This is a genomic window from Ruegeria atlantica (genome assembly GCF_013032005.1).
Taxonomy (GTDB): Bacteria; Pseudomonadota; Alphaproteobacteria; order Rhodobacterales; family Rhodobacteraceae; genus Ruegeria; species Ruegeria atlantica_A.
On sequence record NZ_WQBE01000001.1, the window covers coordinates 463,939 to 476,585 of the forward strand.

At 56.8% G+C, this 12,647-nt stretch carries 12 protein-coding genes; 7 read left to right on the plus strand and 5 right to left on the minus strand.

Features of this window, described 5'->3' with window-relative positions:
- The first annotated feature begins 8 nt into the window (after positions 1-8).
- On the plus strand, positions 9-1,343 hold the full coding sequence (locus GOX21_RS02235) for a sigma-54-dependent transcriptional regulator (RefSeq protein WP_170375206.1): 1,335 nt from the start codon (positions 9-11) through the stop codon (positions 1,341-1,343).
- Positions 1,344-1,855: 512 nt separating this feature from the next.
- A complete protein-coding gene (locus tag GOX21_RS02240) occupies positions 1,856-4,708 on the plus strand; it encodes an Rne/Rng family ribonuclease (RefSeq protein ID WP_170375208.1) in 2,853 nt (950 codons plus the stop codon).
- A gap of 55 nt (positions 4,709-4,763) precedes the next feature.
- On the opposite strand, the gene GOX21_RS02245 is transcribed toward GOX21_RS02240, so the two are convergent.
- Positions 4,764-4,997, minus strand: a complete 234-nt coding sequence (locus tag GOX21_RS02245; protein WP_170348617.1) for a sulfurtransferase TusA family protein — start codon at positions 4,995-4,997, stop codon at positions 4,764-4,766.
- A 105-nt stretch (positions 4,998-5,102) separates the two neighbouring features.
- Here GOX21_RS02245 and GOX21_RS02250 point away from each other — a divergent pair, with 105 nt between their 5' ends.
- The 4 genes from GOX21_RS02250 to GOX21_RS02265 all read left to right on the plus strand — a co-directional run bounded on the left by GOX21_RS02250 (position 5,103) and on the right by GOX21_RS02265 (position 9,426).
- Positions 5,103-5,855, plus strand: a complete 753-nt coding sequence (locus GOX21_RS02250; protein WP_170348618.1) for a cytochrome c biogenesis CcdA family protein — start codon at positions 5,103-5,105, stop codon at positions 5,853-5,855.
- Positions 5,856-5,910: 55 nt separating this feature from the next.
- The gene (locus tag GOX21_RS02255; RefSeq protein WP_170375210.1) at positions 5,911-7,125 is read left to right on the plus strand and encodes a hypothetical protein; all 1,215 of its coding nucleotides are present in this window, start codon (positions 5,911-5,913) and stop codon (positions 7,123-7,125) included.
- Positions 7,122-8,471 (plus strand): cytochrome P450, encoded by a 1,350-nt coding sequence (locus tag GOX21_RS02260; RefSeq protein ID WP_170375212.1) that lies wholly within the window; start codon positions 7,122-7,124, stop codon positions 8,469-8,471. Before GOX21_RS02255 ends, GOX21_RS02260 begins: the two co-directional genes overlap by 4 nt.
- Before the next feature lie 73 nt (positions 8,472-8,544).
- Positions 8,545-9,426 (plus strand): fructose bisphosphate aldolase, encoded by an 882-nt coding sequence (locus GOX21_RS02265; RefSeq protein ID WP_170348621.1) that lies wholly within the window; start codon positions 8,545-8,547, stop codon positions 9,424-9,426.
- Between the two features lie 6 nt (positions 9,427-9,432).
- Here the strand turns inward: GOX21_RS02265 and GOX21_RS02270 are convergent, their stop codons facing one another.
- Genes GOX21_RS02270 through fumC form a run of 4 tightly spaced genes read right to left on the minus strand, consistent with a single transcriptional unit; the run spans position 9,433 to position 11,882 of the window.
- Positions 9,433-10,035, minus strand: coding sequence for a DNA-3-methyladenine glycosylase I (locus GOX21_RS02270; RefSeq protein WP_170358347.1), 603 nt, complete (start codon positions 10,033-10,035; stop codon positions 9,433-9,435).
- 58 nt (positions 10,036-10,093) lie between these two features.
- The gene (locus tag GOX21_RS02275; protein WP_170348623.1) at positions 10,094-10,315 is read right to left on the minus strand and encodes a ribbon-helix-helix domain-containing protein; all 222 of its coding nucleotides are present in this window, start codon (positions 10,313-10,315) and stop codon (positions 10,094-10,096) included.
- Positions 10,312-10,488 (minus strand): DUF4169 family protein, encoded by a 177-nt coding sequence (locus tag GOX21_RS02280; RefSeq protein ID WP_170348624.1) that lies wholly within the window; start codon positions 10,486-10,488, stop codon positions 10,312-10,314. The genes GOX21_RS02275 and GOX21_RS02280 overlap by 4 nt, the downstream gene beginning before the upstream one ends.
- Complete coding sequence (gene fumC, locus GOX21_RS02285; RefSeq protein WP_170358351.1) at positions 10,488-11,882, minus strand: class II fumarate hydratase; 1,395 nt, start codon at positions 11,880-11,882, stop codon at positions 10,488-10,490. Before fumC ends, GOX21_RS02280 begins: the two co-directional genes overlap by 1 nt.
- A 231-nt stretch (positions 11,883-12,113) precedes the next feature.
- Between fumC and GOX21_RS02290 the strand changes: the two genes are divergently transcribed.
- Positions 12,114-12,641: a hypothetical protein gene (locus tag GOX21_RS02290; protein ID WP_438826464.1), complete on the plus strand. Its 528-nt coding sequence runs from the start codon at positions 12,114-12,116 to the stop codon at positions 12,639-12,641.
- Positions 12,642-12,647: the final 6 nt, after the last annotated feature.

A 12,647-nucleotide genomic window follows, 5' to 3' on the forward strand; every position in this document is an offset into this window, starting at 1 on the left:
GAATGACTATGGCACAGGCCATGAAAATCGCCATTGTGGATGACGAACAGGACATGCGCCAGTCGATCAGCCAATGGCTGGCACTGTCGGGATATGACACTGAAACGTTCTCGAGCGCCGAGGACGCGCTGAAGGTACTGGGACCGGATTATCCGGGCATTGTCATCTCGGACATCAAGATGCCAGGAATGGATGGCATTCAATTGCTGAAAAAGCTGATGGGGGCTGATAGCACCTTACCGGTCATCATGATCACCGGTCACGGCGATGTTCCGATGGCGGTTGAGGCGATGCGCGTGGGCGCGTTCGACTTTCTTGAAAAGCCTTTCAACCCGGACCGCATGTCAGAACTGGCAAAACGCGCCAGCAGTGCACGCCGTCTTACATTGGACAACCGGGCCTTGCGGCGCGAGCTGTCCGGCGGCACTCAGATCATGAACAAGCTGATCGGGGCCAGCCCGGTGATGGAGCGCTTGCGAGAGGATATCCTGGATTTGGGGCAGGCGGACGGCCATGTTCTGATCGACGGTGAGACCGGCACGGGTAAAACCCTGGTTGCGCATGCTCTGCATGCTGTTGGCAGCCGGGCGGGCAAGAAATTCGTTCTGGTTTCGTGCGCAGCGCTGGAAGAAGAGGCGCTGTCGAAACGTCTGTTCGGTCCGATGATGCCCGAAGACGCGCAGCTGCCCGCGATCGAAGAGGCGCGCGGTGGGACGTTGGTGCTGGAAGATGTCGAAGCCCTCAGTGACACGCTTCAGGCCCGACTGCTGAGCGTCATGAATGATCAGGGTACACCGGCCGAGACGCGGATCGTTGCGATTTCGAACCTGCAGGAGGCGGGTAAGACCAGCGAAGATGTCCTGCGCCCGGACCTGTTTTATCGCCTGGCCGCGCTTCGGATCACCATGCCGCCCTTGCGCCAGCGCGGAGAAGATATCCTGACGCTGTTCACGCGCTTGAGTGAGCAATTTGCTGAAGAATATGGCTGTGACGCACCGCAGGTCAGCGCGCAGGAGGCCGCGCAGTTGCTGCAGGCCCCGTGGCCAGGCAATGTGCGCCAGTTGATCAACATCGCCGAACGCGCCGTGCTGCAATCTCGCCGGGGTTCCGGGACGATTGCCTCGTTGCTGATGTCGGATCACGAAGAAATGCAGCCGGTTATGACGACTGAGGGCAAGCCGCTGAAGGAATATGTCGAGGCGTTCGAACGGATGCTGATCGACAACACGATGCGCCGTCACAAGGGCTCGATTGCGTCCGTGATGGAAGAGCTATGCCTGCCGCGACGGACGTTGAACGAGAAAATGGCCAAATACAGCCTGCAGCGTTCGGATTACCTGTAAACAACAGAGAGGGGGTCAGCCCCCTCTCTTGGCCCTTTGGGCCAATTCACACTCCCAAGTATTTTTGGCCAGATGAAGCGATCCTGGCCGGTGTTCGGAGTGAACCGTGCAGTTTGCCCATTGTCTTTTCCACAGGACTGCCTTTATGGTGGCGGGACGGGCCGGGCCTTTTCACGCCCTTAAGCCCCAAGCTTTGAGTTTCGCTGCTCTGCCGCGGATGGTGATGATCCCCACGAGGCAAAGCAGACCGATTATGCCCTTAACCGGGCAGTTGAACGCCTGAGCCCGCCTGAGCGGGCGAAAGGAAAAAATGGGCAGGACGCGGCATTCCGCGCCTGTCGGAGAAGAACCGCGATGACGCGCGCGCAACGATCGAGAGTACGGGCAGGGGGCCACAGCGCCAGACCCTGCCGCGCGCCGTCCAATATCGCCCTGACAAGACACCACCCCAAAAGCGCCTGTCCTCCCGGACGGGCCAGGACAACCCGTTTGGCGCGGTGCACCAAGGACAAATGGCTAAGAAAATGCTTATCGATGCCACCCACGCGGAGGAAACCCGCGTTGTGGTGGTCGACGGAAACAAGGTCGAGGAGTTCGATTTTGAGTCCGAAAACAAACGTCAGCTTGCTGGCAATATCTATCTAGCAAAAGTTACGCGAGTAGAACCGTCCCTTCAGGCGGCCTTTGTGGATTACGGCGGTAACCGGCATGGGTTCCTCGCGTTCTCGGAAATCCACCCGGATTACTATCAGATTCCGGTCGCCGACCGCGAAGCGCTGATGGAAGAAGAGCGCGCCTATGCCGAGGCGATGAAGGCGCGGGACGAGGCGGAAGAAGCCAAGCCTAAAAAGCGCCGGTCCCGATCGCGGACCAAGGCGGCGGATGTGAAATCCGACGACGCAGTCGAATCCATCGAGGTTTCGTCTGAGCCAACAGGCATGGAGACGATTGATCTGGATGAGGGCGAAGAAGGGGCTGATCTGTCTGTTCCAGAAGGCACCTCTCCGATGGATCATGTCGCTGAGACGCCGGTTGAGGAACCCAGCGATGACGCAGAAGCCTCGGATGAAGTTGAGGCACTTGCCGCTGAGACAGAAGAGCCTGCGACTGCGGAGGAGCCTGCTGCCGAGGCTGAGGACGCCGCCACGGAAGAGGAATCTGCGGAGCCTGTAGAAGAAACTGCAGACGTAGAGGCGAAAGATGCCTCTCCCGAAGGGGAGGCTGAAGCCGAAAGCGCTGCGGACGACAACGCAGACGACGCGCCTGCTGCGGAAGCCACCAAAACCGACGCCGAAGACGAAGACGAGGCCGAAGAAAAACCTCGTTCAGATGCATCGGCTAAGGATGACAGCATTGAGTCAGTTGCTGATGAGGACGACAGCGAGGACATCCGTCCGCCGCGCAAGCCACGTCCGCGCCGGTACAAGATTCAAGAAGTGATCAAGGTACGCCAGGTTCTGCTGGTACAAGTCGTCAAGGAAGAGCGTGGCAACAAGGGTGCCGCGTTGACCACATACCTGTCGCTGGCGGGTCGCTATTGCGTTCTGATGCCCAACACCGCGCGTGGCGGTGGCATCAGCCGCAAGATCACCAATGCCCCGGATCGTAAGAAACTAAAGGAAATCGCGGCTGAAATTGACGTGCCGACTGGTGCGGGCCTGATCATTCGGACTGCGGGGGCCAAGCGCACCAAGTCCGAAATCAAACGCGACTATGAGTATCTGCAGCGCATGTGGGAGCAGATCCGCGAGCTGACGCTGAAGTCCATCGCGCCCGCCAAGATTTATGAAGAGGGCGACCTGATCAAACGCTCGATCCGCGATCTCTACAATCGTGAGATTGATGAGGTTCTGGTCGAGGGTGAAGGCGGTTACCGCATCGCCAAGGACTTCATGAAAATGATCATGCCGTCCCACGCGAAGAATGTGAAACGGTATGAAGACGCACTGCCGCTGTTCGCACGCTATCAGGTCGAAAGCTATCTGACCGGCATGTTCAACCCGACGGTGCAGCTGAAGTCCGGCGGGTATATCGTGATCGGCGTGACCGAAGCGTTGGTGGCGATCGACGTGAACTCGGGCCGGGCAACCAAGGAAGGCTCGATCGAGGAAACCGCGCTTAAGACCAATCTTGAGGCCGCTGAAGAAGTGGCGCGGCAACTTCGGTTGCGCGATCTTGCTGGTCTGATTGTCATCGACTTTATCGACATGGACGAGCGTAAGAACAACTCGGCCGTTGAAAAGCGTTTGAAAGACAAGCTCAAGACAGACCGCGCGCGTATTCAGGTGGGTCGGATATCCGGCTTTGGCCTGATGGAGATGAGCCGACAGCGTCTGCGCCCTGGCATGCTGGAGGCGACAACACAGCCGTGCCCGTCCTGTCATGGCACCGGATTGATCCGGTCGGATGACAACATGGCACTGACCATCCTGCGTCAGATCGAAGAGGAGGGCACTCGCCGCCGCTCGCGCGAGGTTCTGGTGCGCTGCCCGGTCAGTATCTCTAACTTCCTGATGAACCAAAAGCGGGAACATATTGCGCAGATCGAAGCACGTTATGGCTTGTCAGTTCGCATCGAAGGCGACGTGCATCTGGTCAGTCCCGATTTCTCGATGGAGAAGTTTAAGACCGCCAGCCGTATCGTGCCCGAGGCGACAGCGCCGGTTGTATCCGTGGACGCAACGCTGATGGATCTGGTGGATGCGGACGAGGACGAAGCCGTCGAAGAAGAAACGGCGGTTCAGGCCGAAGAAGAGACTAAGCCCAAGCGCAAACGTCGCCGCCGTCGTCGTAAGAAAAGCAACGGCTCGGGGGATACACCTGAAACTGGTGCAGAGGACAGTGAGGCCGCAGCCGAAGCTACGGATGAAGCATCTGCTGAGGCTCAACCCGAAGAACCCGCTGCGGAAGAAAAGGCTGAAAAACCGAAACGCCGCCGTGCGCCGCGCCGTCGTAAGAAGGACGCGGAAACGGTTGAAGCAACTGACGAAACACCCGCTGATAAAGCTGAGGAAGCAGTCGCTAAGAAGGCCGAGGAAACCGCTGCAGAAGAACCTGCGCCGGAACAAGCCGTTGAACAGCCCGAAGCTGCTGAGGTGGTGACCGAACCGGTTTCAGCGGAAACCGATGCGCCGACAGCGGATGAGGTAACCGAGACAGAAGTGATTACCGAAGTTGCTGTCGAAGCTGAAGAAGCTGTGGAAGAGGTTGCCGAGACTGTCCAGACCGCTGAAGTCGAAGTAGCGCTGGAAGAGCCGGTTGCAGAAACGCCTGAGCCTGTTCTGGAAGTTGTGGCCGAAGAGCCTGAGCAACCCAGCGAACCGCCCAAGCCGAAACGGCGCGGGTGGTGGTCCTTGGGGCAATAAAAAAGAAAGGCGGGCTTTGAGCCCGCCTTTTTCTTGAACCAGACGTGTTTCCACCTCAGCCTGATTTTTGTATCAGGTAGATCTGATGTCCGTCCGCATCCTCTTGTGACACCAGCTGGTGCCCACTTTCGGTGCAGAAATGCGGAACATCGATGATGGCGGCAGGATCATCGGCCAACACGCGCAAAATTGCCCCCGAGGGCATAGATTTAAGGCGTTTTCTGGCTTTCAGGACGGGCAAAGGGCACAAAAGACCCAGCGCATCCAATGTTTCAGTGGGGCTAGACATAATGTGCAGATATTTCCAAGTTGACGCAGTGTCCAGCGTCTAAGCACGGGGATGTGACCGAATGGCCCCGTGACGTGGCGGGGTTGATACCATATGTGCTGATTTATGTTCGGAATTGATATCATAGACGCGGGCCTGCTGCCCGCCATGTTCATCGCGATGCTGGGCGGGCTGATCAGCTTCTTGTCGCCTTGCGTTCTGCCCATCGTGCCACCTTATCTGGCGTATATGAGCGGTGTGACCATCAACGAGATGCAGGATGAGGCGCGTGCGCGGCGTAAGGCGACGATGTCGGCGCTGTTCTTTGTGCTTGGTCTGTCCACGGTGTTCTTGTTATTGGGGTTCACAGCATCGGCCTTTGGGGTATTCGTGCTGCAGAACCAGGTGCTTTTCGCCAAACTCTCCGGTGCAGTGGTGATTGTCTTTGGTCTGCATTTCCTGAATGTTTTCCGCATTCCTTTCCTGGATCGTGAGGCGCGGATCGAAACCGGAGATTCCGGCGGCTCAGTCTTTGGTGCCTATATCCTGGGTCTGGCCTTTGCGTTCGGCTGGACTCCGTGCATCGGACCGCAACTGGGTGCGATCCTGTCGCTGGCGGCGTCCGAGTCCTCGGTTGCGCGGGGTACGTTGTTGCTGGGTGTTTATGCGGCAGGTCTGGGTATTCCGTTCCTACTGGCCGCGATGTTCCTGAACCGGTCGATGTCAGTAATGAACCGGATCAAGCCTTACATGGGTACGATTGAAAAGGTCATGGGGGGTCTGCTGCTGTTCGTCGGCATCATGCTGATCACTGGCCTGTTCACCGAGTTCAGCTGGTGGCTGCTGGAAACCTTCCCCGCACTCGCCAATTTCGGATGATCTGACTTACCTTGGCGGTAAGGCTGCGTTAACCTGCGCCGCAGAAGGTAAGGCCATGAGCAGTCACACAAATCAGCCTCAGGTAAGACGGCGTCGGGTTTTCTACATACCCGGCTACGATCCGATTCACCCTCGGCGATACCGAGAGCTGTACCGAAAAGAAGGTCGGGCGCAGGCGGAAATCTCAGGCTACGAGATCTCACTGTCGCCCAAATCAGGTGACGGTCCGTACGGCTGGCATGTCCGCTCGCACCAGGATGGCGTCGACGTCCAGGTAGATATCGAGGTCTTGGTCTGGTCGGACATCGTGCGCGACAGCATGTCGAATTCGATCCCCGCGGCCTACTTGCAGCTTGTGCGCACGGCCTGGATTTATATTGGGTCAGGGGCATTGTGGCGCCTTATGCGCTTGCGCAAAGGGCCAGTGATTGCAGCGTTGTATCCTGTCGGCATGCTGATTGCGCAATTGGCCCTGTCGCTAGGCGTGCTGTGGATATTTGCGGCGTTGCTATGGCCTGTTGCTGGGTGGGTGGCCATGGTGCCGGCAATAGCGGCCGCTTATGCTTTGCTGCTCTGGTTTCGCAAGATCGATAATCGCTTGTTTGCGTATTACCTGATGCACGACTATGCCTATTCGGCTGCGTTGAATGGCGCCACCCCGGCCGAGTTACGCTCACGTCTGGCCGACTTTGCCAAACATATTCAATGCGCACTTGAGACGGATGTGGATGAGGTTCTGGTCGTTGGCCATTCATCGGGGGCGCATCTGGGTGTGATGGTGCTGGCTGATCTGATCCGTTCGCAAAACCTTCCCAGTGACGGCCCGATCCTGTCCTTTCTAAGCCTTGGGCAGGTGGTGCCTATGGTCTCATTCCTGCCGGACGCCAGGGATTTGCGCACCGATCTGCAATTTCTGTCGACCCGAAGTGAACTCACCTGGGTTGACGTGTCCGCCCCGGGGGATGGGTGTGCCTTTGCTCTATGTGACCCAGTGGGCGTCAGTGGCGTTGCTACCGATCAAAAACGTTGGCCGCTGGTGCTGTCCGCGGCCTTTACACAGACTCTGTCGCCAGAACGCTGGCACGAGCTGCGCTGGCGGTTCTTCCGGCTGCATTTTCAGTATCTCTGCGCGTTTGATCGCCCCGGCGATTATGACTATTTCCGCGTTACCGCAGGGCCGCTTTCATTGGCGCAAAGGTTTCAAGGCCGTGATCCGTCAAAATCGCTTATCGACCAGCCGGTTTCGAAATACAGGTCGGTTCTTCCGTGAAGCCGCCCAAACCAACATCCCGCCCGGATAAGGTATCCCTGTGGCGCTATCTGAAACTGTTCCGCAAGGACCTGTTGTCGGCCCAACCACAGCGCCTGTACCGGGCCTGGATGGCCGAGTTCCGAACGCCGTTCTTTCGGTCCTACATGATCAACCAGCCCGAGCTTGTAGAAACCGTCCTTAAGCAGCGCCCCGACGATTTCCCGAAATCTGGTCGCATAAGCGAGGGGTTGCGCCCGTTATTGGGTGACTCGGTCTTTCTGACCAATGGTGAGACCTGGAAACGGCAGCGCCGCATCATCGACCCGGCCTTTGAAGGCGGGCGGTTGAAAGACACATTCCCAGCCATGCTGGAAGCCGCGCAAGCCTGTGTCACGCGGTTGAAAGGGCAAGCGGGGCAGGTGATTGAATGCGAGGAGGTTATCAGCCACGCCGCGGCTGACGTGATTTTCCGAACGCTCTTCTCAGTTCCGATTGAACATGAAGTAGCCGCGCAGGTTTTCGAAAAGTTCCGAGCCTATCAGCGGCAACAGCCTTTGTTGAACCTGGCGGCCTTTATTCCAGTAGCGAAGTGGGTGCCCCGGTTGCATGCGCGCAATACACGCAGAAACGCGCAGGATATCCGGGCTTTGATTTCGCGTCTAATAGCAGAGCGTGCCGATCTGATCGCCACGGGTCAGGCGCCGGACGACTTGGCAACCAAGATCATGACCACACCTGATCCGAAAACCGGTCATTGTTTCGACACGCAGGAGATGGTGGATCAGGTCGCCATCTTTTTCCTGGCTGGGCATGAAACCAGTGCATCAGCGCTGGCCTGGACGCTGTATTTGATGGCGCTTTACCCCGAATGGCAGGAAAAACTAAGCGCTGAGGCGGATACTCTGAATGATCCCAGCTTTAGCGCAGTGTCCAGATTGAAGCTCAGCCGCGATGTATTTCGCGAGGCGCTGCGCCTGTACCCTCCGGTACCGATGATGGTGCGCGAGGCGACGTGCCCCGAACAATTCCGGGGGCGGGACATTCCCAAGGGCGCGCAGATCGTCATCAGCCCCTGGCACCTGCATCGGCAAGAGCGTTTGTGGGATCGACCCGATGATTTCGATCCTACTCGATGGTCTACCGAAAACGGGAAAACCTGCCAGCGCCACGCATTTATCCCTTTTTCCGCCGGTCCCCGCGTGTGTACCGGGGCCGGGTTCGCCATGGTCGAAGGGCCATTGCTGTTGTCGATGTTGTTGCAAAATTTCCGGTTCGAAATGGTTGAAGATCGCACACCAGTGCCAGTGGCGCATCTGACGGTGCGGTCCAAAGATGGCATCTGGCTGCGCGTGGTTGAGCGCTAACACGCTACCATCGCCCGCCGCCTTGCTGTATGCGAGTGCAAAATGCGGAATCATTGTTAAACGGGAAAGTCTTATGTCCAAAGCAGAACAGCGCGAGCAGATGTCCAACGGCGCGGGTTTCATTGCGGCCCTGGATCAAAGCGGCGGGTCGACGCCTAAGGCGCTGGCTCTTTATGGGGTTGAGGCCTCGGACTATAGCTCGGACGAGGAAATGTTCGGTGAAATCCAGAAAATGCGCGCACGCATTATTCTGGCTGACGACTTTACCAAGGACAAAGTGATCGGCGCGATCCTGTTCGAACGCACGCTGGGCGAGGAAATCGATGGCCGCAAAGTCGCCGATTACCTGTGGTCGCAGAAAGGTATCGTGCCGTTCCTGAAGATCGACAAGGGTCTGGAAGATCAGGCCAACGGTGTACAGATGATGAAACCGATTCCTGGCCTGGCGGAAACACTGGCCAAGGTGGATGGCGTGTTCGGCACCAAGGAACGCTCGGTGATCCATGAAGCCAACGCCGAAGGAATTGCCGCCGTAGTTGCCCAGCAATTTGACGTCGCGCGCGTGGTTGTTGCCGCAGGCATGGTTCCGATTGTCGAGCCCGAAGTGAACATCAATTCCGCCACCAAGGCCGAGGCCGAGGATATTCTGAAGGCCGAAATCCTGAAGAACCTCGATCAACTGGACGAGGGGCAGGACATCATGCTTAAACTGACCATCCCCACCAATGCCAACCTGTTCGACGAACTGGCCGACCACCCTCGTGTTGTCCGCGTAGTGGCCTTGTCTGGTGGTTATTCAACCGAGCAAGCCTGTGATCTGCTGAACCAGAACGGCAAGATGATTGCGTCGTTTTCGCGCGCGTTGACCGAAGGGCTGTCCAAACAGCAATCAGACGCCGAGTTCAATACGGCTCTGGGCGGCAATATCGACAAGATCTTCCGCGCCTCGGTCTAAGAGGCGCTATTCCGGCTTGATGAATTCGCGGCGCATCTGCGCCGCTTTTTCACGCATGGTACAGCCGATTGCGTGGTCGTTGACCAACCCCATGGCCTGCATGAAAGCAAATACCGTGGTTGGCCCAACAAACTTCCAACCGCGTTTTTTCAAATCCTTCGACATTGCAATGGACTCGGCCGAGGTTGACGCAGTTTGCGGCGCAGGCGGGTTGTCGGCCTCGTATCGCCACACATAAGCGGCCAGAGACCCCTCGGCCACGATAAGGTCCTGCGCGCAGCGGGCGTTGTTGATCACGGCCTCGATCTTGCCGCGATGACGTATGATGCCTTCGTTCTGTAAGAGACGCTCGATGTCTGCATTAGTAAATGCAGCTACAGCGTTGAAATCGAATTGATTAAACGCTTTGCGAAAATTCTCGCGCTTGTTCAGAATTGTTCGCCAACTAAGTCCGGACTGAAAGCTTTCAAGGCACAGCTTTTCGAACAATCGCTGATCGTCCGCGACCGGATAGCCCCATTCTTGATCGTGATACTCAAAGAACTCGGGGGCGGCTTGGCACCAAGCACAGCGCGGTTGTCCATCAGGTCCGGTTACAGTCTTGCTCATATGATGTACCCCTTTTGTTCCGATCAGGGTACAGGCAAAGGAAACAGGGTGACAAGCATCAATCGCGGGTGCGGTACCAATTCAGAACATAAACTCGAATGGCTGAAGCTAGACCGATATCGGGGTCACGTTCGACGTCAATCTCAGCCGCCAACGCATTTATTGCCATTTCTTTTTCTTTCGAAATGTCGCGAAAGGCTTGCCAGAACTCATCCTCAAGGGACACCGAAGTACGATGACCTTTCAAAGTCAGTGAGCGTTTGACCGGGCGACCGCTCATTCATCCAACTCGTGATTGTCCATGTCGCGGCGCTGTTTGTCCTGTTCGAACTTGGCCTCGACCTTTTCGACCTTGCTGCGCCCGAATTTGACAGCGTTCTGGTCGGCGCGGGCCTTTTTCTCGGCCCGAGCCTTTGCTTTTCTGTACCGGTTCAGATTGACCGGCTTACCCATCAGTCTTTCGGGCCGATCATATGTTCGGGGCGGACAACGGCGTCAAAGGTCTCTTCATCCACAAAGCCCAGCGCGATGGCCTCTTCCTTGAGGGTGGTGCCGTTTTTGTGCGCGGTTTTGGCAACCTTTGTGGCGTTGTCATAGCCAATCGTCGGGGCCAGAGCGGTCACCAGCATCAGCGATTCTTTCATCAGCTTGTCGATGCGCGGCTCATTAGCCTTGATGCCCAGCAGCATCCGCTCGGTAAAGCTGTCGGTTGCGTCGCCCAGCAGTTGAATCGATTGCAGCAGGTTATAGGACATCATCGGGTTATAGACGTTCAGTTGGAAGTGACCTTGCGAACCGGCAAACTTCATCGCTGCGTCATTGCCCATGACATGCGCAGCCACTTGGGTCAGCGCCTCGGCCTGTGTTGGGTTCACCTTACCCGGCATGATTGACGAACCAGGTTCGTTTTCCGGCAAGATCAACTCACCCAGACCAGAACGTGGGCCGGAACCCAGCAGACGGATGTCGTTGGCGATTTTGTAGCAAGAGCCCGCGATGGTCGCCAAAGCGCCCGACAGGAACACCATGGCGTCATGGGCGGCCAGTGCCTCGAACTTGTTCGGTGCGGTGATGAAGGGCAGGCCGGTGATGTCTGCCATGTTCTTGGCCACGGCCTCATCCCAGCCGTTATGGGTGTTCAGGCCAGTACCAACAGCCGTACCACCTTGCGCCAGTTCATAAATTCCGGGCATCGACGCATGGACACGGGCGATACCCTGACGGATCTGGTGCGCATAACCGCCAAATTCCTGTTCCAGCGTCAGTGGCGTCGCGTCCTGAGTGTGGGTCCGGCCGATTTTGATGATGCCTGCGAATTCCTTCGCTTTAGCTTCCAGCGCCGAGGCGAATTTCTCAAGACCCGGCAACAGCACATCGCGCACGCTCATTGCGGTAGCGATATGCATGGCGGTGGGGAAGGTGTCGTTCGACGATTGACCCATGTTGCAGTGGTCGTTGGGGTGAACTGGCTCTTTCGAACCAATAACGCCGCCCAGGATTTCGATCGCGCGGTTGGCGATCACCTCGTTCGAGTTCATGTTCGACTGCGTACCCGAACCGGTCTGCCAGACGACCAGAGGAAAATTGTCGTCAAACTTGCCTTCGATCACTTCGCCAGCGGCCTGAATGATGGCATCCGCGATCTTTGCATCCAGCTTACCTATGGCTTTGTTTTCCATCGCACAGGCTTTTTTGATCACGCCCAGCGCGCGCACGATGGCAACGGGTTGCTTTTCCCAACCGATCGGGAAGTTCATGATCGATCGCTGCGTTTGGGCACCCCAATACTTGTCAGAAGGAACCTCCAACGGGCCAAAGCTGTCGGATTCGGTGCGGGTCTGAGACATCTGTCACTCCGTAGTGTATACGTTCGTATGCCATTTACCCGCAACATAGTTGCAGAGCAATCGGCCAGTTGCGCGCACCATAAACTTAAGGGTGCCAGAGGTATAGGTGGAAGGGACGGTGAAATTTCTTGTGAAACGCATTGTGCGTGCATACGTGTCCGCTACAATAATAGGATCACCATATTGGAGGCTCCGGTGGGCAAATTGGTTCAGACTTATTTCTTGAAATATATAGTCTTTTCGCTGGGCTTCCTGTTTTTGATCGCATTATCTGGCGTTCCTGTCCAAGCGGCGGATATTTCGCCTTTTGTCGGCGACTATGTTGGATCTGCAAGTGTTGTCGATGATGACGGTACCGAAACGCCACGCGACATGAGCGTGTCGATTCACGAGATGAAGAACGGTTTTAATATCAGTTGGACCACAACGACCTACAAGGCGGATGGCCGCATCAAGGAACAGAAATTCTCGATTGATTTCAAACAGTCCGACCGGGCAGATGTTTTTTCGGCTGCGATGAAACGCAATGTGTTCGGACACGAAGTACCGCTTGACCCGATGCAGGGCGAACCCTTTGTCTGGGGCCGGATCCAAGGCGATACCCTGACAGTATTTTCGCTGTTTATCGGCGAAACCGGCGACTACGAGTTGCAGCAATTCGACCGAACTCTGGCAGACGGTGGTCTGGACCTGTCGTTTTCACGGTTCCGCAATGGGGAAAAGTCCCGTTCGGTCGAGACTTTTCTTAAAAAACAATAGTCTATT

Excerpts from the sequence above, each read along its gene's own strand:
- GOX21_RS02270 (WP_170358347.1), bottom strand. The coding sequence starts at position 10,035 with ATGAGCAAGACTGTAACCGGACCTGATGGACAACCGCGCTGTGCTTGG.
- GOX21_RS02255 (WP_170375210.1), top strand. The coding sequence starts at position 5,911 with ATGAGCAGTCACACAAATCAGCCTCAGGTAAGACGGCGTCGGGTTTTC.
- GOX21_RS02235 (WP_170375206.1), top strand. The coding sequence starts at position 9 with ATGGCACAGGCCATGAAAATCGCCATTGTGGATGACGAACAGGACATG.
- GOX21_RS02250 (WP_170348618.1), top strand. The coding sequence starts at position 5,103 with ATGTTCGGAATTGATATCATAGACGCGGGCCTGCTGCCCGCCATGTTC.
- GOX21_RS02245 (WP_170348617.1), bottom strand. The coding sequence starts at position 4,997 with ATGTCTAGCCCCACTGAAACATTGGATGCGCTGGGTCTTTTGTGCCCT.
- GOX21_RS02265 (WP_170348621.1), top strand. The coding sequence starts at position 8,545 with ATGTCCAAAGCAGAACAGCGCGAGCAGATGTCCAACGGCGCGGGTTTC.
- fumC (WP_170358351.1), bottom strand. The coding sequence starts at position 11,882 with ATGTCTCAGACCCGCACCGAATCCGACAGCTTTGGCCCGTTGGAGGTT.
- GOX21_RS02275 (WP_170348623.1), bottom strand. The coding sequence starts at position 10,315 with ATGAGCGGTCGCCCGGTCAAACGCTCACTGACTTTGAAAGGTCATCGT.
- GOX21_RS02280 (WP_170348624.1), bottom strand. The coding sequence starts at position 10,488 with ATGGGTAAGCCGGTCAATCTGAACCGGTACAGAAAAGCAAAGGCTCGG.
- GOX21_RS02240 (WP_170375208.1), top strand. The coding sequence starts at position 1,856 with ATGGCTAAGAAAATGCTTATCGATGCCACCCACGCGGAGGAAACCCGC.